Here is a 20,559-nt window from a genome sequence, read left to right as displayed (position 1 = left end):
CGCGGTGCGAACGCTCCGCCCCTGCACCTGCATTTTCCCGCGAGAACGGCGACTGGGGGAGAAACCCCCGCACCTGCGTTAGCGGTCTGGAGAGGCGGCCTGCCGCCCTCCACGCCCGGCCAGTCCAACGGCCGAGCGCGCGCGACCCGCCCTGACCAGATGCAGCAAAAGAGGGCGGCAACCGCACTTCACTCCTTTCCGTGGAACTCCGCATGCATCGATATCCCGCCCTCCCCGCCCGTCGCGCCACCGTCCTCGGCAGTGCCCTTGTTGCAGCACTTCTCGGCATCGCTGCCGCGCCGCAGGCCCATGCCAGTGCCTTCCATGTGAATGGAGACACGCTCTACTACACCGGCAACGTGCTGGCGACCGATCCGCAGACGCTGGAGGCCTACATCCTGGCCGCGCAGGCCCGTGGTACGCCGCTGCGCCAGGTGGTGTTCCGCAACTCGCCGGGCGGGGCCGCCTCCGGTGGCGTGGGCATGGGCGCCATCATCCGCCAGCATGGGCTGGATACCGTACTGGACGGCGGCTGCTACTCGGCCTGCGCCGACGCCTTCGTTGCCGGCGTGAAGCGCAAGGTGACGCAGTTCGGCCTGCTGCCGGCGCACGGGAGCTACACGGAGACGGTGCTGGGCATCCATGGCGAATCCGGCCCGAACGGCCCTACCCCGTACCCGGGGCAGGACAAGTACATCAAGTACTACCGGGACATGTTCGGCCCGACCGACTTCGCGGTCATCGAAGCGCGCATCGTCCAGGCGCACTATGAACTGACCCAGCAGTCGGGCTTCCTGCGCTACTTCGACCCGAACGTGGCGGCCGTGGCCACGCGCTTCTGCCCGACCCGCGACCAGAGCGCGGCAGGCAACTGCACCGCGTATCCCGGTGTCACCTTCTACAGTGATCGCGTCGTTACCGAAGCCGGTTACGTCCAGCCTGGCGACGTGCTTTCCATCGACAAGGAAGTGAGCGGAGACCTCAATCCGAACCTGGCCGTGCGCGGGCGCTACACCAACGCGCTGGCCAACCTGCGCTACTTCCAGCAATCGGCCCCGGACATCCGGCTGGACGACGCCTTCGGTGTGATCCGCATCGGCAGGGGCGGTGTCTGGTCACTGGATACCGCCTCCGCCGCCCAGTATGTGGTGGCCGATGGCGGCACCCTGCGCCTGCAGCAGAATGGCTGGATCCACCACGCCGAAGCCATCGGCGCCCGCAATGGCGGGCGCATCGAGCTGCAGCAGGGCGCACTGCGCAGCCTGACCGTGGTCGAACGCGGCGGCGTGCTGACCGGACACGGTTCATTGAATGCCACGATCGACATCAACGAGGGCGGAACGCTCGCGCCCTCCGGCATCGTCATGCGCCCCTACTCGCTGGAAGCACTCGCGCCGGGTGGCGACGACGTGTTCACCAGCGAACGCTTCCGGATCGGCAAGGGGCGCTACATCAACCTCAAGGACGGCGCGAACCTGGCCTTCCAGGTCGACAGCCAGCGCACCGCACCGGCACTGACGCTGGAAGAAGCCCGCTACTTCCTGGTCGAAGAGGACCGGCGGTCCGGTGACTACAACCTGTACGGCAACATCAACCGCGCCGTGCTGAGCATTGCCCCCAGCGCCAGGCTGACGCTGGACGTCAAGCAGGCGTTCTTCCCGGCAGGCCAGCAGAACCATCTGGTCGGAACCCAGGTGGATTCCAGCGCCCTGCAGCTGCCCGTCGCCCCCTGCGGCCCGTCGAACGGTGAGTACGCCGGCTTGTGGTGCCGCACCGCTACGCCCGATACCCTGACCCGCGCAGCGCCGGTGTCGGACTTCATCGAAGGGCGCTTCCAGTACGTCGAGCGCAGTGGCGAGGCCGGCAGCGCGGTGGATCTCACCGCTCCCGGCGCGGTGTTCCGCCCTCGCCACAATTCACTGCTCAGCTTCACCGTCAACCAGACCGGCAGTGGCCTGTGGCTGACCGCCAATCCTTCCTTCGACGACACACGCTTGTTCGGCAATGCCGCGTCCGGCGACGGCCTGGGCATCGCACTGCAACAGGCAGCTGCGCAGCGCACTTCCTCGATGAGTGGACTGCTGGGCGCCCTGCAGTTCGCTGACCGCGATGACATCGCGCGCCAGGCGGGAGCACTGCGTGGCGACGGGCATGCCAGCCTGCGCCTGGCCGATTCCGCACTGGTCGGCAGCATCGGCAACGTCGTGCAGCAGCACCAGGCAGCATCGCGCAGCGGTGGCGATGCGGACGGCCTGGCTGCACAGGCCGCACAGACGGCCTCGGCACAATCTGCGATGACCGGCAATCGCCTGTTCAACCAGCTGGCGATGCACCTGGTCGCACCGGCGGATGCGGGCAGTGATGCGGGCGACGCCGGACGCAACCGCAGCTTCTGGGCGCGGGGCTTCGGCAGCCACGGCCGTATCGAGGGGGATGCCGGCGTCGCCAGCCTGAGCCACACCATCGGCGGCATCGCACTTGGTGCCGATACCCGCCTGGCAGACGACCGTGTGACACTGGGCGTGAGCCTTGCCGCGGCCGACATGTCGACCCGGTCCAGCGAAGGTGCAGGATTCAGCGGCGATGTCCGCGCGCTGGATATCGGCGGCTACGTGGACGCGCTCTATTCGCGCGGCTACCTGTCCGCCGCCGTCCGCTACACCGATCTTCGCCACGACACCCGTCGCAGCATCGAGGGTATCGAGGGCCTGCAGGCACCGCTGCGTGCGAAGTACAGCAACGACGCGATTTCCGCGCGCGTGGAGCATGCGTTCTCATTCACCACCGGCAACGGCGTGGTGATCCAGCCGCTGCTGCCGGTGATCGACTACACGCGCACCTCGGCCACGCACTTCAACGAAGGCCGGGACGCAGCCGCACTGGTCGGCCGCAGTGGCAGCCTGGAGAGCATCCGCGTGGGCGCTGGCCTGCAGTTGTTCAAGACCTTCGACGGCAACAACGGCGAGCGCATCACCCCGCGTGCCCGCGTGGTCTGGCAGAAGGAGCTTGGCGATACCCAGGCCCGCTACAGCAACGGCTTCGCCGCCGCCCCGGACCTGCTGTTCAGTGCCAGCAGCCAGACCGTCGGCGAACAGGTCCTCGCCTGGAACCTGGGCGTGACCAGCCGTGCCAGCAAGCGCCTGTCGGTGATGGTTGATTACGTGGGCGAGCGGCGCGACGGCCAGACCCAGAACGGCATACAGCTGGGGCTGGGCTACACGTTCTGAGCACACGCCATTCGCACAGGGCATGGATTCCCACCCTGTGCGAATGGCCTTCCCTCGCACGCCATGCGTGGATGCGCCCAGCGGCAACGTCTCGGGCGACGCGCGCTACGCGCGGCGCATCCCGCGCCAGATAAAAGAAATCGGGCTGCCTTTCGGCAGCCCTCCACTGCTCCTGCAGAGACAAGGAACTCATCAATGCAGCAGCCACCACGCACGGAACGATCTGGAGCAACAAGCCCCTCTGTTGAGGGGCTGCCCCGACAGGGGCGGGGAGAGGCAGGCAAAGGGAGGGGCCCACGCGTTGCACGGCAACGTGTGGGGCGACGCGCGAAACGCGCGTTGCGTCCCGCGCCAGATAAAAAAAAAGGGCTGCCTTTCGGCAGCCCTTTTTTTTTATCTGGCGGAGAGGGGGGGATTGTCGGGTGCATCCATGCACCCGACCCTTCCGCGCTACGCGCTCCAGGGCCAGCCTACGGCTGTCCGGTTCTGCTCCTGCAGAACCGTCGAACCCCGTCGGGGGTTCTCATCCCCCCGCATCAGAGGTGTCGATCACTACAACAACCGCCTGCATCTCCCGAACGTTGGCCAAGAAAAAAGCCGCCCAGTGGGCGGCTTTCTTCTTTATCTGGCGGAGAGGGGGGGATTCGAACCCCCGAGGCGCTATAAACGCCTGCCTGATTTCGAGTCAGGTACATTCAACCACTCTGCCACCTCTCCGGGTGGTCCCCGGCGGACCGGGGACGCGCATCATACGAGGAAGTGAGGCCGACGACAAGTGATTCCGGCCAACGAAGTGAAAATTTCCTGGGCGCATGCCTTGCCGGATGCCTGCGCCCACCCGATGATGCCTGTCTCCCCCGGCAATACTCCGCCCTGCCCACCATGATCGAATTCGGACACCTGACCCACCCCGGCATGCGCCGCGAGCTCAACGAGGACACCTACTACGGTGACAGCGAGCTGGCCCTGTGGCTGGTGGCCGACGGCATGGGCGGGCATGCGTGCGGCGAAGTGGCCAGCGCACTGGCACGCGAAACCATCGTGCGCGAGATCCGCCGCGGCGCACCGCTGGCACAGGCCATCCGCACCGCCGACGAAGAGATCATCCGCGCCTCGCGCCGGCGCAACGACACGTTGCCGATGGGCACCACCGTGGTGGCCGCGCGCGTGCAGGGCAACCGCTATGAAGTAGCCTGGGTCGGCGACAGCCGCGCTTACCTGTGGCGCGACGGCCAGCTGGCGCAGCTCAGCCAGGACCACAGCGTGGTGCAGGAACTGGTCGCACAGGGCAACCTGACCGCTGAGCAGGCCCGCGCGCATCCGCACCGCAACGTGGTTACCCAGGCACTGGGCGTGACGGATCCGGCACACCTGAACGTGGCCACCACCAGCGGCGAGCTGCGCCCCGGCATGCAGCTGCTGCTGTGCAGTGACGGTCTCACCGAGGAAGTGGATGACCGCGGCATCGCCCGCACCCTGGCATTCGAAGATGCCAGCGCGCAGGAATGCGTGGATACGCTGGTCGCCGCCGCACTCGACGGCGGTGGCCGTGACAACATCAGCGTGATCCTGGTGCGCTGCCACTGACCGGTAGATCCACGCCACGCGTGGATACGGCGCTGCCGGCCAGCGGCCGGCACTACCTCATTCCAGGCATTACGCGCTGGCGGGCTCTTCCACCTTCGGGCCATCCCACAGTGCGTGGCCGGCCTTCTTGCGCAGTCGCTCCAGGCGCGCGGTGTGCGCTTCCAGTTCCGACGGCGTAGCCACCACGCGCGGACGTGGCAGCAGTTTGCTGGTATCGAAAGCCTGCAATGCCGCGCCGGCACCGCCGCCATCTTCATCGCCCAGACCGAAGCCGATCTCTTCCTGGCCCGAGGTCAGCGCGATGTAGACATCGCCCAGGATCTGCGCATCGAGCAGGCCACCGTGCAGCGCACGGTGCGAGTTGTCCACGCCCAGCCGCTTGCACAGCGCATCCAGCGAATTGCGCTGGCCCGGGAAGCGCTCGCGCGCCATCACCAGGGTATCGATCACCGTGCAGCGATCGGTGATCTTGCCGTACTGCGGCCCCAGCAGCGACAGCTCGTTGTCGAGGAAGCCCAGGTCGAACGCCGCGTTGTGGATGATCAGCTCGGCGCCATCGATGAAGGCCAGGAACTCATCGGCGATCTGCGCGAAGTCCGGCTTGTCATCGAGGAACTCCAGGGTCAGGCCGGTGACTTCCTGCGCGCCCTGTTCGAACTCGCAGTCCGGCTTGATGTACTGGTGATAGTTGTTGCCGGTCGGGCGGCGCTTGAACAGCTCCACGCAGCCGATTTCGACAATGCGGTTGCCCTTCTTCCACTCCAGGCCGGTGGTTTCGGTATCGAGGATGATCTGACGCATGGGCTCAGTTTACCGGGCTGGCGTCGCGGATCTGGATCGCCGCGTTGCGCGCCAGGGTATCCACCCGCTCATTGTCCGGATCGCCGGAGTGGCCCTTCACCCACCGCCAGTCGATCTGATGCCGCAGCGTGGCCGCCTGCAGGCGCTCCCACAGCTCGCGGTTCTTCACCGGGTCGCCACCGGCGGTCTTCCAGTTCTTGCGGATCCAGCCCGGCATCCACTGGGTCAGGCCCTGCCGCACGTACTGCGAGTCGGTGTAGAGCACGATGTTGCACGGCTCGGTCAGCGACTCCAGCCCGGAAATGGCCGCCATCAGCTCCATCCGGTTGTTGGTGGTGTGCGCCTCGCCACCACTCAGTTCGCGCTCGTGGCCCTTGTAGCGCAGCAGCGCGGCCCAGCCGCCGGGGCCGGGATTGCCGAGGCAGGATCCGTCGGTGTGGATTTCGATGGTCTTCAATACAGCTCCAGAATCAAGTAGCTACGGTGCCGTGCCAGCGCACCGGCAGCGGTTTCGGCCCGGGCAGGGCCAGCGTGCGTTTTTCCGCATGGAACAGGCAGGCCGCGCGCAATGGCGCCCAGCCCCCCGGGCGACGGCTGCCGGCACCGCGCCAGAGCGGGCCGAGGTAGCGCACCTCGTCGCACTCCAGGCCATGGCGGCCGAGCAGCAGGCGGATCCGCTGCGGCGTACGCACCACCAGCCCATGCTGCCGCCAGTGGGTGCGGTACGGGCTGAACGGATTGAGGCTGCTCAGCCACAAATGCCCGCCCGGCATCAGTACGCGCTCGCACTCGTCGAGCAGCTGGTCGGCATCGCCTGTGGTGACATGCTGCAGCACGATCGCATTGACGCTCTCGTTGGCCAGGGGCAAGGGCAGCCCGCAGCGGGTATCGCCGTCATAGCCCGGCCCCTGCCGGTACAGGCGCAGACCGCGTCCGCCCAGCTGTGCATCGTCCAGCCAGGCCACACTTGGTGCGATCCACAGCCAGGGCTGCGCCGGCAGCACCGACAGCTGTGGCAGCAGCAATTGCCGCTCCAGCACGCGCAAGGACTCCGCCGGTTCACTGTCGAACCACGGGGTCTGGCTCGCTTGACGGGTGCTCTGCAGCGCGGGCATGGTCCAATTCTATGCGACTGACTGCCCTGCCCGCATTTGCGGATAACTACATCTGGACGCTGATCGACAACGATGGCGCCGCCGTGGTCGTCGACCCCGGTGATGCCGCGCCCGTGCTCGCGCTGGCCGATCAGGGCCTGCGCGTGGACACGATCCTGCTTACCCATCACCACGACGACCACATCGGTGGCGTGCCGGCATTGCAGGCACGTTTCCCCGGCGCGCGGGTCGTCGCGCCGGTCGAGGAACGCATTCCCACGGCGACCGAGCGGGTCGGCGAAGGTGAACGCGTTCAGGCACTGGGCCGGACGTTCCACGTACTATCCGTGCCCGGGCATACCCGCAGCCACATCGCGTTTCACACTGCTGAACATCTTTTCAGCGGAGATTCGTTGTTCAGCCTGGGCTGTGGACGCCTGTTCGAAGGTACGCCGTCCCAGCTGCTGGCGTCGATGCGCAAGCTGGGTGCCCTGCCCGCGCAACTGCTGCTTTGTTGCGCTCATGAGTACACCGTGTCAAATGCCGTCTTCGCGCGGCATGTCGACCCCGCCAACGCTGCCTTGTGGCAGCGCCAAGAGGAGGCTTTGGCCATGCGCCGCGATGACCGTTCCACCCTGCCGGTAACCCTGGCCAACGAATTCGACTGCAATCCCTTCCTGCGTGTGCACGCTGCACCGATCCGTGCGTCGGTATCGGCACACCTGGGCCGTGACGTCGTGGACGACGTCGACGTGATGGCCGGTCTCCGGCACTGGAAAGACGGCTTCCGCGCATGATGCGCCGAAGTCTGCCGCTGGCCCTGGGCCTTGCCCTGGGGCTGGCCGGAACCGCAGGCGCACAGTCGCTGGGCGCCGGCATCAGCCAGAACCTGACCGCTGCCGCGGCCCTGCCGCTGGATCCCTCGGCGCTGCCGGCCGCTTCGGTGCGCAACGGCCAGGAGATCTTCACCAGCTTCCGCGACGGCCTGGCCGAACCCAGCTGCGACGCAGAGGCCACCAGCCCGCGCTGGCAGAAGCAGTTCGCCCACGCCCCCTCGCGCCTGGCCAACCAGGATGACGATGCGCTGGTGCTGTTCGGCTATGTGGTCGAAGAGCTGCGCAAGGCGAACCTGCCCACCGAGTTCGCGCTGATTCCCTTCGTGGAAAGCGGCTACCGGCCCAATGCCCGCAACGGCAGCGGCCCGACCGGCCTGTGGCAGTTCATCGCCACCACCGCGCGCAACCACCGCGTGCCGATGGCCAACGGCTATGACGGCCGCCTGTCGGCAGTCGATTCGACCCAGGCCGCAGTGCGCTACCTGAAGACCCTGCACGGCATGTTCGGCGGCGACTGGCGCCTGGCCACCATGGCCTACAACGCCGGCGAGTACCGCGTGCTGCAGTCCATGCGCAAGGCCGGCATGAACGCGCAGAACGCCAAGCCGTCGGCGCTGCCTGGCCTGTCGCCGGTTACCCATGCCTACGTCGAGAAGCTGCATGCCCTGGCGTGCGTGCTGGAAGACGTGGAAGACCAGCCCGGCGTGATGGCCTCGCTGGACCGCACCGTGCCGGTACTGAAGGACCACACCCTGCCTGCGGGCACCAGCGTGCAGCAGTGGGCCGCACAGCGCGCCCTGGACCCTGCCAGGATCGCCCGCCTCAATCCGGCCCTGGCCTCCGGTGGCCGCCCCTCGGGCACCACCCGCGTGCTGGCACCTGTCTCGGCTGCAAATGCGACGGTGACGGAGACAGCGACCGCGCTGGTCGCCAGCGCCGCACCGGTGGCGGCCGCGGTACCCGCGCCGCAGGCCACCAGGACCGTCGCCGCGATCGCCGACCGTCCGCGCAGCCGCCGCCACACCGTGCGTGATGGCGAGTCGGCCTGGACCATCGCCCGCCGCTATGGCATGCCGGTGAAGGCCCTGCTGTCGCTGAACGGCCTGAGCGGCAGCAGCGTGCTGAAGCCTGGCGCGGTACTGCGCGTGGAAGACTGACGGACAGGCCAAGCGCCTCCCCACGTAGAGCCGAGCCCACGCTCGGCTTTTTTCTTGCCTGCGACTTGTCTGGATTCATGACAAGCCGAGCATGGGCTCGGCTCCACAGTTCAATTTCCAGCAACGCTCCAACAAAAAAGGCCCGGCATTGCCGGGCCTTTCTCGTCCTGCCCACCGCGAGGCTTACAGGTTCGCTTCGGTGGTCTGGATCACGAACTTCTTGCGCATCGCCTCGACGTAGGCCTTGGCCGCAGCCATGCCATCGATCTGGCTCAGCTGGTCCTTCAGCTGCTTCTGCTGCTCGGCGGTCACTTCCTTCACGTCGCCCGGGTTCACCTTGTTCACCGCGAACAGCAGCGCGTGGCCGTTGACGTCGACCTTGCCGTAGCTCGGCTTGCCATCCGCCGGCACCGGCGCGCTGAAGATCGCGCGGTTGATTTCCGGGGTCGGCACCGGCTGGCTGCGCGGCAGGCCCGGCATCGGGCTCAGCTGCAGCTTCTCGCTGGCCGCCAGCGAATGCAGGGTAGCGCCCGCCTTCAGCTTGGCCAGCACGGCATCGGCCGCCTTGTCGCTGGCCTGGCGCTGACGGTCGGCACGGATCGCGGCGATCACCTGCTCGCGGGCCTTGTCCAGCGGCATGGCCTGTTCCGGGGTGTGCGCGGCCACACGGATGACCACACTGTGGTTGGTCGCACCGCCCAGAGCGATCGGATCGCTGGCGGTCCCGTCCTGCACCAGCACGTCGGAGAACGCGGCACGCAGCACGGCCGGGTCAGCGGCGATGCCACTGGCGGTGGCACGGGTGATCGGGCCCAGGGTCTGCAGCGGCAGGTTCACTTCCTTGGCCGCAGCCGCCAGATCGCTCGGGCTCTTGTTGATGGCGTCGACCAGACGGCCGGCCAGTTCGTTGAAGCCGCGCTCGCCGTCGGCCTTCAGCTGCTCGGCGGCCAGCGTGTCACGCACTTCCTCGAACGACTTGCCCTGGCCACCACGGACCGCGGCAACCTTGATGATGTGATAGCCGAACTCGGTCTTGACCGGGCCGATCACGTCACCGGCCTTGGCAGCGAACAGTGCATCTTCGAACGGCTTGACCATCGCGCCGCGTTCGACCCAACCCAGGTCACCGCCCTGGTCCTTCGAGCCCGGGTCTTCCGAGTTGGCCTTGGCCAGTGCAGCGAAGTCGGCGCCGGCGGCCTTGGCTTCGGCGGCAATCTTGTTCGCCTTGGCTTCGGCACCGTCGCCGGTGATCAGGATATGCGAGGCCTGGCGCTGCTCCGGCGTGGTGAACTTCGCCTTCTCGTCTTCATAGCGCTTGCGCAGGGTGGCTTCGTCGGCTGCGGTCGGTGCCGGCAGGTTCGCGCCATTGATCTCAACGTACTCGAGCGAGACACTCTCGGCCTGGCGGAAGTCCTTGCCATGGCTGTCGTACCACTGCTTGATCTGCGCATCGGTCACCGGCGCGGTGTCGGCCGGCACTTCCGGCAATGCGGCCAGTTCGACGTCGCGGGTCTCGCCCAGCAGCTTCAGCAGGCGCTCGGTCTCGGACTGGGTGACGAAGCCCGAGTTCTGCAGGCCCGACGGAATCACCGACTGCTGCAGGCTCTCACGCACCAGTTCCTGGAACTGGGTCGGGGTACGCGGCGGATTGCCACCGGCCAGCGCCAGGCGGTAGTTGTTCTCGTTGAACTTGCCGTTCGAATCGAGGAAGGCCGGGATGGTGGCGATGTACTCGCGCACCGCGCCATCGCCGATCACGACACCGGCCTGCTCGCCGACCAGGCGCACGACCTGCTCGTCGATCAGCTGATCGAGCACGGCCAGCTTGTTCTCAGTGCTCTCGAACGCGCGCGGGTCGAAATTCTCGCCCTGCTGCTGGCGCTCACGCATGCGCTCCTGCTCGAAGCGGGTGCGGAAATCCTGCGCGCTGATCTCATGGTGCTGCCACAGCATGCGCACCGGCCACCACGACGGTGCCGAACGCCACCAGGTCGGGGGCGCGGAAACCTTGGCCACGTTCTGTGCGCCAACGCCACCAAGGTAGCTGTTGTCGATCACGAACAGGAACGGAATCATCAGCAGCCCCAGGATCACGGTGACGATCCAGCCTGAGGTCTTGTCGCGGAGTTTCTGCAGCATGGTGAGGAATCACAAGGCCTGATTGGCGAGCCCGGCAGTGTAACCCGCTTCGCCGCAGGGACCAAAAGCAGCGCCCGCATGGCCTGCGCGCGCCTTCGCGGCAACGCGCGGCGGGCAGATCCCCCCCGCGCGTGCGATTGCACGCATGACACAAAGAAAAAGCCCCCGGCTTGCGCCGAGGGCTTTTAGAGTTGGCGGAGCGGACGGGACTCGAACCCGCGACCTCCGGCGTGACAGGCCAGCATTCTAACCAGCTGAACTACCGCTCCGCGCTGAAACTTTGCAGGCGCCCAGTATATCCGAAGACTCCCTGGAAACCCAGCCCGATGAACACTTTTTTCAAAGTTTTTTCACAGGGACTTAAGAATTCTGCAATGGCGGAGCGGACGGGACTCGAACCCGCGACCTCCGGCGTGACAGGCCAGCATTCTAACCAGCTGAACTACCGCTCCGTTCTTGCAAAAACCTTTTCGCCTTCTTCCCGAACCTTCCAGGGAGAAGACAAGGCCCCCGGCTTCAGGCCGGGGGCCTCGATGTAGTGGCGGAGCGGACGGGACTCGAACCCGCGACCTCCGGCGTGACAGGCCAGCATTCTAACCAGCTGAACTACCGCTCCGCGTTGTTACCTTTTTTGTTTTCAGCCGGCCTGGACCGGGGAGAAAACAAAGCCTCCAGCTTTTGGCCGGAGGCCTCGTTGAATGGCGGAGCGGACGGGACTCGAACCCGCGACCTCCGGCGTGACAGGCCAGCATTCTAACCAGCTGAACTACCGCTCCACACTCAAACTTTTACCGCGGTGCTGTGGTGGGTGCTGAGGGTTTCGAACCCCCGACCCTCTCCGTGTAAAGGAGACGCTCTACCGCTGAGCTAAGCACCCCAGCGAGCCGCTTAGTTTACAGCATCCTTCAGGGCCTTACCAGCCTTGAACGACGGATTCTTCGAAGCAGCGATCTTGATGGTGTCGCCGGTCTTCGGGTTGCGGCCGGTGCGTGCAGCACGGTCGCGGACCTGGAAGGTACCGAAGCCAACCAGGGTGACCGCATCGCCGTCCTTCAGCGCCTTGGTGACGGCAGCAACGACGGCATCGACAGCGCGGCTGGACTCGGCCTTGGTCAGGTCGGCAGCTTCAGCAACGGCATCGATCAATTCGGTCTTGTTCATTCTCTACAACTCCTTTGGCGGTGGGTTCCGCTTATTCGACAGGGAAGCAACCGCATGCCTTCTGCATGCGGCCGCCATGTGGAAACGGTTCGCCGATTCAGTCATCGCTGACAGCGATCACTCATTCGCGAGTGCTGCTTTTATACCAGTGGCCCTACCCCCACGCAAGCTGGAAAGCCAGCAACGACGCGGGTTTCGGGCCATTGGACAGCGCGCGTCAATGCTTGACGCGCGCGCTTCCACTCGGTTTGGCCTTGCTGCGCACCGTGACACGCTGCGCACTCTTGCGCGCCTTCTTCGGTGCCAACGGACGCTCCAGCGCCAGGTCCAGGACTTCTTCGATGTACTTCACCGGCACGATCTTCAGATCGCGGGTGACGTTGGCCGGAATGTCGGCCAGGTCCTTGCGGTTCTCTTCCGGGATGATCACCGTGCGGATGCCACCACGCAGTGCCGCCAGCAGCTTTTCCTTCAGGCCACCGATCGCGGTGACGCGACCACGCAGGGTGATCTCGCCGGTCATCGCCACGTCAGCACGCACCGGCACCTTGGTCAGCATCGACACCAGCGAGGTCACCATCGCCGCGCCGGCACTCGGGCCGTCCTTCGGCGTGGCACCATCGGGCACGTGCAGGTGCACGTCGTGCTTCTGCAGGAAGTCGCTGTCGATGCCAAAGCCCACGGCGCGCGAACGCACCACCGACAGCGCCGCCGACGCAGATTCCTTCATCACGTTGCCGAGCTGGCCGGTCAGGATCAGCTGGCCCTTGCCCGGCACCAGCGTCGATTCGATCTGCAGAAGATCGCCACCGACCTCGGTCCAGGCCAGGCCGGTGACCAGGCCGATCTCGTTCTCTTCCTCGGCACGGCCGAAGTCGAAGCGACGCACGCCCAGGTACTTGTCCAGGTTCTTGCTGGACACGCTCACCAGCGCCTTCTTCTTCGCACCCTTCTTCGCCTTCGCCGCCGGCTGCGGGCCGGCCAGCGCGATCTCCTTCACCACCTTGCGGCAGATCTTGGCGATCTCGCGTTCCAGGTTGCGCACGCCCGATTCGCGCGTGTAGTAACGCACGATGTCCTGGATGGCATCGCTGCCGATCTCCAGTTCTTCCGGCTGCAGGCCGTTGGCCTTGATCTGCTTCGGCACCAGGTAACGGGTGGCGATGTTGAGCTTCTCGTCCTCGGTGTAGCCGGGGATGCGGATCACTTCCATGCGGTCCAGCAGCGGGCCCGGAATGTTGAGCGAGTTCGAGGTCGCCACGAACATCACTTCGGACAGGTCCAGATCCACTTCCAGGTAGTGGTCGTTGAACGCGTTGTTCTGCTCCGGATCGAGCACTTCCAGCAGCGCCGAAGACGGATCGCCACGGAAGTCCATCGACATCTTGTCGATCTCGTCGAGCACGAACAGCGGGTTCTTGCTGCCGACCTTGTTGAGGTTCTGCACGATGCGGCCCGGCATCGAACCGACGTAGGTACGGCGGTGGCCACGGATCTCGGCCTCGTCGCGCACGCCGCCCAGCGACATGCGCACGAACTTGCGGTTGGTGGCCTTGGCGATGGACTGGCCCAGCGAGGTCTTGCCCACGCCCGGCGGCCCGACCAGGCACAGGATCGGGCCCTTCATCTGCTTCACGCGCGACTGCACCGCCAGGTATTCAAGGATGCGCTCCTTGACCTTCTCCAGGCCATAGTGGTCGGCGTCGAGGGTGTCCTGCGCGGCCTTCAGGTCCTTGCGCACCTTGCTGCGTTTCTTCCACGGCACGCCCAGCAGCCACTCCAGGTAGTTGCGCACAACCGCCGCTTCGGCCGACATCGGCGACATCTGCTTGAGCTTGTTCAGTTCGTTGCGCGCCTTGGCTTCAACCGCCTTCGGCATACCGGCTTCGGCGATCTTGCGGGCCAGCTCTTCCAGCTCGCCCGGCGCGTCGTCCAGGTCACCCAGTTCCTTCTGGATGGCCTTCATCTGTTCGTTGAGGTAGTACTCGCGCTGGCTCTTCTCCATCTGCGACTTCACGCGGCCGCGGATGCGCTTTTCCATCTGCTGCACGTCGATCTCGCCGTCGACCAGGCCGACCAGCATCTCCAGGCGATCGCCGACGGCCAGCGTTTCCAGCAGGCGCTGCTTGTCGGCCAGGCGCACGCTGATGTGCGCGGCGATGGTGTCGGCCAGGCGCGCCGGCTCATCGATGCCCGACAGCGTCTGCAGCAGTTCCGGTGGCAGCTTGCGGTTGGTCTTGACGTACTGCTCGAACAGCGACATCAGCGAGCGGGCGATCGCCTCGACCTCGCGGGCCTCGCGTTCGTCGGTGGCGTCGATTTCCACCGCCTGCCCGTGCAGCGAGCCGTTGCGCTCGTCGACGTGGGTGACCTGCACGCGCGACAGGCCTTCGACCAGCACCTTGATGGTGCCGTCGGGCAGCTTCAGCAGCTGCAGCACCTGCGCCAGCGTACCGACCTGGTAGAGGTCGGCCGCATGCGGGTCATCGGTCTCGGCCGACTTCTGCGCCAGCAGCAGGATGCGCTTGTCCGATTCCATTGCCTGTTCGAGCGCGTGCATGGACTTGTCACGGCCGACGAACAGCGGGATGACCATGTGCGGGAACACCACTACGTCGCGCAGCGGCAGGACCGGCAGGTCGAGGGTTTCACTTGGGGAACGGGCCATGGGGGCTCCAGGGAAGGGGAAAACCGCCTCCGGGAGGGCATCTTCCGGAGACAAAAAAAGCCGATGGCCCCGTTATGGGGCCATCGGCTTTCAGATGCAAGGCATTCCTTGAAAATCCTTTCCAATCAACAACCTGGAAGGATCACTCGGCGCCTGCGGCCTTCTGTTCAGGGGCCGCCGGGGTCTGGTAGATCAGGTACGGCTCGGACTTGTGCTCGATCACCGACTCGTCCACCACCACCTTGCTGACGTTTTCCTGCGACGGCAGGTCGTACATGGTGTCCAGCAGGACCGATTCGACGATGGTGCGCAGGCCACGGGCACCGGTCTTGCGCTTGAGCGCCTTGCGGGCAATGGCCGACAACGCGTCCGGACGGAACTCCAGCTCGACGTTCTCCATCTCGAACAGCTTCTTGAACTGCTTGGTGATGGCGTTCTTCGGCTCGGTCAGGATCTTGATCAGGGCCGGCTCGTCCAGCTCCTCCAGGGTCGCCACCACCGGCAGGCGGCCGACGAACTCGGGGATCAGGCCGAACTTGATCAGGTCTTCCGGCTCGACTTCGGCCAGCACCTTGCCCACTTCCTGCTTGCGCTCGCTGCTCTTCACCTTGGCGCCGAAGCCGATGCTGCCGACGTCGGTGGAACGGGCCTGGATCACCTTGTCCAGCCCGGCGAACGCGCCGCCGCAGATGAACAGGATGTTCTTGGTGTCCACCTGCAGGAATTCCTGCTGCGGATGCTTGCGGCCGCCCTGCGGCGGAACGCTGGCCACGGTGCCTTCGATCAGCTTCAGCAGGGCCTGCTGCACGCCTTCGCCGGACACATCGCGGGTGATCGACGGGTTCTCGCTCTTGCGCGAGATCTTGTCGATTTCATCGATGTAGACGATGCCCTGCTGCGCCTTCTCGACATCGTAGTCGCACTTCTGCAGCAGCTTCTGGATGATGTTCTCCACGTCCTCGCCCACGTAACCGGCTTCGGTCAGCGTGGTGGCATCGGCCATGGTGAACGGCACGTTGAGCAGGCGGGCCAGGGTCTCGGCCAGCAGCGTCTTGCCCGAACCGGTCGGGCCGACCAGCAGGATGTTCGACTTCGCCAGTTCGACGTCGTCGTTCTTCTGCCGGCTCTCGATGCGCTTGTAGTGGTTGTACACGGCCACGGCCAGGGTGCGCTTGGCGCGGTTCTGGCCGATCACGTACTGGTCGAGCACCTCGAGGATCTCGCGCGGCTTCGGCAGCGAACTGCGCGCCGACTGCGCCTTTTCCTCAAGTTCCTCGCGGATGATGTCGTTGCACAGCTCCACGCATTCATCACAGATGAACACGCTCGGACCCGCAATCAGCTTGCGCACTTCATGCTGGCTCTTGCCGCAGAAAGAGCAGTAGAGGATCTTGCCGGTGTCCGTGGAACGACCTTGGCGGTCTTCGCTCATGCTTCGCTTACCCAGTTACCCCACCCGCTGAACGGGGGTTCGATTCGAGAATAGCACAGGGTCGAGGGGACACCAGTCCCGCCCGACCCTGCAGGAACGGGGCCTCCATGGCCCCGTGAAGGCCGGTCAGCCGGCCTGGATCGACTCATCCGGACGACGCTCCAGGACCTGGTCGACCAGACCGTAGGCCTGCGCCTCGAAGGCGCTCTTGAAGTTGTCGCGCTCGGTGTCACGGGCGATCGTCTCCAGCGACTGGCCGGTGTGCTTGGCCAGCACCTCGTTCAGGCGCGAACGCAGGGTCAGGATCTCACGCGCGTGGATGTCGATGTCGGTCGCCTGGCCCTGGTAGCCACCCAGCGGCTGGTGGATCATCACGCGCGAGTTCGGCAGCGCGTAGCGCTTGCCGGCTTCGCCCGCGGCCAGCAGCAGGGCGCCCATCGAGGCGGCCTGGCCGATGCAGGTGGTGCTCACATTCGGCTTGATGTACTGCATGGTGTCGTAGATCGCCATGCCGGCGGTGACCACGCCACCCGGCGAGTTGATGTAGATGTTGATGTCCTTTTCCGGGTTTTCCGATTCCAGGAACAGCAACTGCGCCACCACCACGTTGGCCATGTGATCGTCGATCGGGCCCACGAGGAAGATCAGGCGCTCCTTCAACAGGCGCGAATAGATGTCGTAGGCACGCTCGCCGCGGCTGGTCTGCTCGACCACCATCGGAACCAGGTTCAGGGCTTTGGTTCGGTTGTCCATTACGTGAGGTACCTATCTTGGGGGGCAACAACCCCGCGCCGGCAAAGGCGCGGGGCATCCGGTGATCCGGCCGGGCTTACTGGCGGATCGCGTCCTGGAACGACAGCTTCTCTTCGGTGTGCTGGGCACGCTCGGCGATCCAGTCGATCACCTGCTCTTCCATCACACGGTTCTGCAGGCCAGACATCAGCTGGGGGTCGTTGCGGTACATCTCAATGACCTGCTCCGGCTCTTCGTAGGTCGAAGCGATCAGGCGCATCGTTTCGTTCAGGCGCTTGGCTTCCAGGCGCAGGTCGTTGATGCGGGCCACCTCGCCGACCAGCAGGCCGACCAGCACGCGCTTGGCGGCGGCGTCCTTGAAGCCTTCGTGGGCATCGGCCGGGATCTCACCGACGTTCTGGCCGTTGCGGCGGATCTGCTCGACCTGCTGGGCCAGCATGGCGCGGGCCTCGTTCTCGACCAGGCGCGGCGGCATTTCCACCGACGAATAGGCGGCAATCAGCTGCTCGCCCACTTCGCGGCGCAGACGGTTCATCAAGGCGCCCTTCAGCTCGCGCTCCAGGTTGGCACGGATGTCGCTGCGGAACTGCTCCACATCGCCACCCTTCACGCCGAAGCTCTTGATGAAGGCTTCGTCGACCGCCGGCACGACCGGCTCGGAAACTTCGGCAACCTTGACGGTGACCTGCACGGTCTTGCCGGCCAGCACCGGCACGCGCCAGTCCGCCGGGAACTCGACGTCCAGGGTCTTCTCTTCGCCCTTGGCCAGGCCAACCAGGCCCTTTTCGATGGTTTCGAACATCATGCCCTGGCCGAGCACGATCGAACCCTTCTCGGTGCCCTCGGCCGGCAGGCGCTCTTCGCCGGCCTGCGACCAGGTTTCCACGGCGACCAGATCACCGTCCTGTGCGCCACGGCTGACCGGGGCCCAGGTACGACGCTGGTTCTGCAGGTTCTCGATCATCTGGTCGATGTCGGCGTCGGTGATCTCGGCGCTGTGGCGCACGACGGTCAGCTTGCTGACGTCGATGTCGCCGAAGTCCGGCACCACTTCCACGGTGGCGACGAAGGAGAACTCACCCTCGTCGCCCTTGTCGATGCGCGGGCTGCCGACGATGCGCAGGTCGTGCTCGCGCACGGCCGCGTCGAAGGTTTCGCGCAGCAGGCCGTCCAGCGCCTCGCCACGGACCTGCGCGCCGAAGCGCTGCTCGATCACCTTGGCCGGCACCTTGCCCGGACGGAAACCCTTGATGCGGGTGGTACGGGCGATTTCGCCCAGGCGGCCGACGATGTGGCTCTGCAGACGCTCTTCCGGCAGCGAGAAGCTCAGGCGGCGTTCCAGGTTGCCGGTGGATTCGATCGAAGCTTGCATGTTGACTCCTGCCACCGGTGGCCCAGGCCCCCGGCTCGATGATTGGGATGAAACGGTTGTAAGGACACGACGTCTGGGACGCGCCTGCTTGCCGCAGCCCTTTAGTTTCGCCCAATTCGGCCTGCACTGCCAGCGCGTGCCGGTCAAGGGGGCGCAGATGGCCCGATCAGGGCGGGGACAGGCCGGCACTGGTGCGAAAGGGGGGACTCGAACCCCCACGCCTTGCGGCACTGGAACCTAAATCCAGGGCGTCTACCAATTCCGCCACTTTCGCGTGGCCGGCACAGACGTTCATTGTCGCAGGCGATGCCGGGAAGCGAAAGGCCTGCACAAAGCTGAACATGGCAGCTCGTGCACAACCGGCGCTTTCAGTAGATCCACGCCATTCGTGGGTGAAGGCCGGGCGACGCCCGGACAAGAAAAAAGCCACTTGGCGAACCAAGTGGCTTTCGTCTGGTGGGCTGTCAAGGATTCGAACCTTGGACCTATTGATTAAGAGTCAACTGCTCTACCAACTGAGCTAACAGCCCGAAATCGGGGCGCGAATTATGACCCGATCCGCTTGGTGGGTGCAAGCACTTTTTTCAACATCGTTGAAACCAGTCCTGCTGTCCCGCTGCCTCTGCAGACCCCCGCCAGGCGGAGCGCTTCAGCGTGTGATCCATCGAAATGATGGGGTCACACTTATAAGAAAAAAGCCACCTGGCATACCAGGTGGCTTCCGTCTTGGTGGGCCGTCAAGGATTCGAACCTTGGACCTATTGATTAAGAGTCAACTGCTCTACCAACTGAGCTAACGGCCCGTAAAACCCAGACGCACATTGTAGCGTGCATTCTGTTTATTGCAATACCGTTTCGGCTGCGCCGATGCGGTTGAATCAGTGGGGTGGCTGAGGGGATTCGAACCCCCGACCACCGGAATCACAATCCGGTACTCTAACCAACTGAGCTACAGCCACCACTGAAACTTTTGTTCCTTCGCCGCTATCCGCTGGCGCTGGAACTTCAAACCTTTGCCTGGGGACTGTCACCGAAGTTCCGGTCTGCCGAAGCGAGTCCGATATTCTGGTGGAGTCTTTACGCTTTTGCAAGCACTTCTTCACATCCGCCGATGCGATCCCAGTGCCTCGCCGATGGCGCGCCCGACAGGAATCGAACCTGTAACCGCCGGCTTAGAAGGCCGGTGCTCTATCCAGTTGAGCTACGGGCGCCCGAACCGGAACGGCGTCCAATCCGACGTGATGTGGGATTGGTCGGGGTAGAGGGATTCGAACCCCCGACATCCTGCTCCCAAAGCAGGCGCGCTACCAGACTGCGCTATACCCCGGTCTTGCAATCCCCTCGGGCCAGGCCCGGGGAGCTGGTCATTGTGGCCAAGCGCATCATGAACTGTCAACGCGGGCGACCCGCATCCGAAGCCTGGCACCGCACCACGTGCAACCATCGGCTATGCTCCCGGTCATCGGCCGGATGGCCGTCCAGCCCCTCATTCGCACGGAGAACACGCATGCGCAGCGGCAACCCGGCTCTTTCCGAGTCGACCTTCCTCGACCTCGCCAGTGGCTCGGTGGTAACCAGCCCCGACCAGGCCATGACGCTCAACGGCACCGTCAACAAGACCGGTTTCCTGCTGCTGCTGACAGTGTTGACGGCGGCCTTCGCCTGGAACCAGTCGATCGACGAGTACGACCAGGTCATGGACGCGGCCAGGCTGTACGCCATGGGCGGCGCGATCGGCGGCCTGGTGCTGGCACTGGTCACCGTCTTCAAGAAGGAATGGTCCCCGGTCACCGCACCGATGTACGCGCTGGTCGAGGGGCTTTTCCTCGGCGCCATCTCGGCCGTCTTCAACGCCAAGTTCCCGGGCATCGTGTTCCAGGCGGTGCTGCTGACCTTCGGCACCCTGTTCGCGCTGCTGATCGCCTACCGCAGCGGCGTGATCAAGGCCACCGAGAACTTCAAGATGGGTGTGGTCGCCGCCACCGGCGGCATCGCCCTGCTCTACCTGGCCTCGTTCGTGCTCGGCTTCTTCAACATCGATGTGCCGGTGATCCACGATTCCAGTTGGCTGGGCATTGCGTTCAGCCTGTTCGTGGTGGTCGTCGCCGCGCTGAACCTGGTGCTGGATTTCGACTTCATCGAAACCGGCGTGGCCCAGCGCGCACCGAAGTACATGGAGTGGTATGGCGCATTCGGCCTGATGGTGACCCTGGTCTGGCTGTATGTGGAGTTCCTGCGCCTGCTGTCGAAGATCCAGCAGCGCTGAACCCCATCTGGTCGTAAACGACAAGCCGTGGTCCGCGAGGATCACGGCTTTTTTTTTGGAACCCTG

14 protein-coding genes and 12 tRNA genes are annotated in these 20,559 nt (G+C 65.2%); 5 read left to right on the top strand and 21 right to left on the bottom strand.

Going from position 1 to position 20,559, the window contains the following annotated elements; all coding sequences use genetic code 11:
• Positions 1-212: 212 nt before the first annotated feature.
• Positions 213-3,227, top strand: a complete 3,015-nt coding sequence (locus tag AC5P57_RS00525) for an autotransporter outer membrane beta-barrel domain-containing protein (RefSeq protein WP_262235969.1) — start codon at positions 213-215, stop codon at positions 3,225-3,227.
• Between the two features lie 626 nt (positions 3,228-3,853).
• On the opposite strand, the gene AC5P57_RS00520 is transcribed toward AC5P57_RS00525, so the two are convergent.
• Positions 3,854-3,944, bottom strand: a tRNA-Ser gene (locus tag AC5P57_RS00520).
• A gap of 165 nt (positions 3,945-4,109) precedes the next feature.
• Between AC5P57_RS00520 and AC5P57_RS00515 the strand changes: the two genes are divergently transcribed.
• Positions 4,110-4,814 carry a PP2C family protein-serine/threonine phosphatase gene (locus tag AC5P57_RS00515; protein WP_005408277.1) on the top strand — a complete coding sequence of 235 codons (705 nt, stop codon included), beginning with the start codon at positions 4,110-4,112 and terminating at the stop codon, positions 4,812-4,814.
• 69 nt (positions 4,815-4,883) lie between these two features.
• Here AC5P57_RS00515 and dnaQ read toward each other — a convergent pair whose 3' ends face one another.
• Genes dnaQ through AC5P57_RS00500 form a run of 3 tightly spaced genes read right to left on the bottom strand, consistent with a single transcriptional unit; the run spans position 4,884 to position 6,730 of the window.
• Positions 4,884-5,615, bottom strand: coding sequence for a DNA polymerase III subunit epsilon (gene dnaQ, locus AC5P57_RS00510; RefSeq protein WP_099551252.1), 732 nt, complete (start codon positions 5,613-5,615; stop codon positions 4,884-4,886).
• Positions 5,616-5,619: 4 nt separating this feature from the next.
• On the bottom strand, positions 5,620-6,072 hold the full coding sequence (gene rnhA / locus AC5P57_RS00505) for a ribonuclease HI (protein ID WP_032129326.1): 453 nt from the start codon (positions 6,070-6,072) through the stop codon (positions 5,620-5,622).
• A 13-nt stretch (positions 6,073-6,085) separates the two neighbouring features.
• Complete coding sequence (locus tag AC5P57_RS00500; RefSeq protein WP_262235968.1) at positions 6,086-6,730, bottom strand: class I SAM-dependent methyltransferase; 645 nt, start codon at positions 6,728-6,730, stop codon at positions 6,086-6,088.
• Positions 6,731-6,741: 11 nt separating this feature from the next.
• Between AC5P57_RS00500 and gloB the strand changes: the two genes are divergently transcribed.
• Both gloB and AC5P57_RS00490 read left to right on the top strand, forming a co-directional pair.
• Positions 6,742-7,506: a hydroxyacylglutathione hydrolase gene (gene gloB / locus AC5P57_RS00495; protein ID WP_099551254.1), complete on the top strand. Its 765-nt coding sequence runs from the start codon at positions 6,742-6,744 to the stop codon at positions 7,504-7,506.
• Positions 7,503-8,702, top strand: coding sequence for a lytic transglycosylase domain-containing protein (locus tag AC5P57_RS00490; RefSeq protein ID WP_099551255.1), 1,200 nt, complete (start codon positions 7,503-7,505; stop codon positions 8,700-8,702). The genes gloB and AC5P57_RS00490 overlap by 4 nt, the downstream gene beginning before the upstream one ends.
• Positions 8,703-8,885: 183 nt before the next feature.
• Here AC5P57_RS00490 and AC5P57_RS00485 read toward each other — a convergent pair whose 3' ends face one another.
• The 17 genes from AC5P57_RS00485 to AC5P57_RS00405 form a co-directional block, all read right to left on the bottom strand.
• A complete protein-coding gene (locus AC5P57_RS00485; protein ID WP_262235966.1) occupies positions 8,886-10,841 on the bottom strand; it encodes a peptidyl-prolyl cis-trans isomerase in 1,956 nt (651 codons plus the stop codon).
• Between the two features lie 192 nt (positions 10,842-11,033).
• A tRNA-Asp gene (locus tag AC5P57_RS00480) sits at positions 11,034-11,110 on the bottom strand.
• Between the two features lie 106 nt (positions 11,111-11,216).
• Positions 11,217-11,293: transfer RNA gene (locus AC5P57_RS00475), tRNA-Asp, on the bottom strand.
• Between the two features lie 87 nt (positions 11,294-11,380).
• A tRNA-Asp gene (locus AC5P57_RS00470) sits at positions 11,381-11,457 on the bottom strand.
• 83 nt (positions 11,458-11,540) lie between these two features.
• Positions 11,541-11,617, bottom strand: a tRNA-Asp gene (locus AC5P57_RS00465).
• 26 nt (positions 11,618-11,643) lie between these two features.
• Positions 11,644-11,718: transfer RNA gene (locus AC5P57_RS00460), tRNA-Val, on the bottom strand.
• Between the two features lie 11 nt (positions 11,719-11,729).
• Positions 11,730-12,002, bottom strand: coding sequence for an HU family DNA-binding protein (locus AC5P57_RS00455; RefSeq protein ID WP_004146343.1), 273 nt, complete (start codon positions 12,000-12,002; stop codon positions 11,730-11,732).
• 217 nt (positions 12,003-12,219) lie between these two features.
• Positions 12,220-14,670: an endopeptidase La gene (gene lon / locus AC5P57_RS00450; RefSeq protein WP_099485204.1), complete on the bottom strand. Its 2,451-nt coding sequence runs from the start codon at positions 14,668-14,670 to the stop codon at positions 12,220-12,222.
• Positions 14,671-14,812: 142 nt separating this feature from the next.
• Positions 14,813-16,102 carry an ATP-dependent Clp protease ATP-binding subunit ClpX gene (gene clpX / locus AC5P57_RS00445; protein ID WP_004154600.1) on the bottom strand — a complete coding sequence of 430 codons (1,290 nt, stop codon included), beginning with the start codon at positions 16,100-16,102 and terminating at the stop codon, positions 14,813-14,815.
• 126 nt (positions 16,103-16,228) lie between these two features.
• A complete protein-coding gene (gene clpP / locus AC5P57_RS00440) occupies positions 16,229-16,855 on the bottom strand; it encodes an ATP-dependent Clp endopeptidase proteolytic subunit ClpP (RefSeq protein ID WP_004146318.1) in 627 nt (208 codons plus the stop codon).
• 76 nt (positions 16,856-16,931) lie between these two features.
• Positions 16,932-18,227, bottom strand: a complete 1,296-nt coding sequence (gene tig / locus AC5P57_RS00435) for a trigger factor (RefSeq protein WP_049448004.1) — start codon at positions 18,225-18,227, stop codon at positions 16,932-16,934.
• Between the two features lie 189 nt (positions 18,228-18,416).
• Positions 18,417-18,501 (bottom strand) — tRNA-Leu (locus tag AC5P57_RS00430).
• A gap of 180 nt (positions 18,502-18,681) precedes the next feature.
• A tRNA-Lys gene (locus AC5P57_RS00425) sits at positions 18,682-18,757 on the bottom strand.
• A 197-nt stretch (positions 18,758-18,954) separates the two neighbouring features.
• Positions 18,955-19,030 (bottom strand) — tRNA-Lys (locus AC5P57_RS00420).
• Between the two features lie 79 nt (positions 19,031-19,109).
• Positions 19,110-19,186 (bottom strand) — tRNA-His (locus AC5P57_RS00415).
• Between the two features lie 175 nt (positions 19,187-19,361).
• Positions 19,362-19,438 (bottom strand) — tRNA-Arg (locus AC5P57_RS00410).
• A 39-nt stretch (positions 19,439-19,477) separates the two neighbouring features.
• Positions 19,478-19,554: transfer RNA gene (locus tag AC5P57_RS00405), tRNA-Pro, on the bottom strand.
• Positions 19,555-19,734: 180 nt separating this feature from the next.
• Here AC5P57_RS00405 and AC5P57_RS00400 point away from each other — a divergent pair.
• The gene (locus AC5P57_RS00400) at positions 19,735-20,493 is read left to right on the top strand and encodes a Bax inhibitor-1/YccA family protein (RefSeq protein ID WP_099551257.1); all 759 of its coding nucleotides are present in this window, start codon (positions 19,735-19,737) and stop codon (positions 20,491-20,493) included.
• Positions 20,494-20,559: the final 66 nt, after the last annotated feature.

This window comes from Stenotrophomonas sp. YJH_SMC_79 (assembly GCF_059367995.1).
Note: the sequence above shows the minus strand (reverse complement) of the source record. Positions and strands in the feature narration are given on the sequence as shown.

Excerpts from the sequence above, each read along its gene's own strand:
- clpP (WP_004146318.1), bottom strand. The coding sequence starts at position 16,855 with ATGGACAACCGAACCAAAGCCCTGAACCTGGTTCCGATGGTGGTCGAG.
- AC5P57_RS00490 (WP_099551255.1), top strand. The coding sequence starts at position 7,503 with ATGATGCGCCGAAGTCTGCCGCTGGCCCTGGGCCTTGCCCTGGGGCTG.
- AC5P57_RS00500 (WP_262235968.1), bottom strand. The coding sequence starts at position 6,730 with ATGCCCGCGCTGCAGAGCACCCGTCAAGCGAGCCAGACCCCGTGGTTC.
- AC5P57_RS00485 (WP_262235966.1), bottom strand. The coding sequence starts at position 10,841 with ATGCTGCAGAAACTCCGCGACAAGACCTCAGGCTGGATCGTCACCGTG.
- dnaQ (WP_099551252.1), bottom strand. The coding sequence starts at position 5,615 with ATGCGTCAGATCATCCTCGATACCGAAACCACCGGCCTGGAGTGGAAG.
- AC5P57_RS00455 (WP_004146343.1), bottom strand. The coding sequence starts at position 12,002 with ATGAACAAGACCGAATTGATCGATGCCGTTGCTGAAGCTGCCGACCTG.
- lon (WP_099485204.1), bottom strand. The coding sequence starts at position 14,670 with ATGGCCCGTTCCCCAAGTGAAACCCTCGACCTGCCGGTCCTGCCGCTG.
- AC5P57_RS00515 (WP_005408277.1), top strand. The coding sequence starts at position 4,110 with ATGATCGAATTCGGACACCTGACCCACCCCGGCATGCGCCGCGAGCTC.
- AC5P57_RS00525 (WP_262235969.1), top strand. The coding sequence starts at position 213 with ATGCATCGATATCCCGCCCTCCCCGCCCGTCGCGCCACCGTCCTCGGC.
- AC5P57_RS00400 (WP_099551257.1), top strand. The coding sequence starts at position 19,735 with ATGCGCAGCGGCAACCCGGCTCTTTCCGAGTCGACCTTCCTCGACCTC.
- tig (WP_049448004.1), bottom strand. The coding sequence starts at position 18,227 with ATGCAAGCTTCGATCGAATCCACCGGCAACCTGGAACGCCGCCTGAGC.
- gloB (WP_099551254.1), top strand. The coding sequence starts at position 6,742 with ATGCGACTGACTGCCCTGCCCGCATTTGCGGATAACTACATCTGGACG.
- clpX (WP_004154600.1), bottom strand. The coding sequence starts at position 16,102 with ATGAGCGAAGACCGCCAAGGTCGTTCCACGGACACCGGCAAGATCCTC.